This window comes from Bacillus sp. SIMBA_008 (genome assembly GCF_046535495.1).
GTDB lineage: Bacteria > Bacillota > Bacilli > Bacillales > Bacillaceae > Bacillus > Bacillus subtilis.
The window spans coordinates 1-229 of the sequence record NZ_JAWRWL010001439.1; the positions used below are offsets into that span (position 1 = coordinate 1).

At 55.9% G+C, this 229-nt stretch carries 1 protein-coding gene; it reads right to left on the minus strand.

The window, feature by feature from the left end; genetic code table 11:
* Positions 1-213 (minus strand): TRAP transporter large permease subunit (locus SB658_RS28245; RefSeq protein ID WP_410603929.1); only part of this gene is annotated, 213 nt, incomplete at its 3' end.
* Positions 214-229 lie beyond the last annotated feature (16 nt).

A 229-nucleotide genomic window follows, 5' to 3' on the forward strand; every position in this document is an offset into this window, starting at 1 on the left:
GGGCAACGACGACCGCCCGATAACGCCAAGCGGCGCATTGCTGATGGACTGTACGGCGAAAAGATTGAGTCCCATGGGAGGCGTGAGCGCTCCAAGCTCGATCAGCATGACGAGCACCACCCCTACCCAGATTGGATCATATCCCATGACCTGGAAGACGGGAAACAGAACCGGGACCGTCAAAAGCATGATCGACAATCCATCGATGAACATCCCTATCACGCCATAG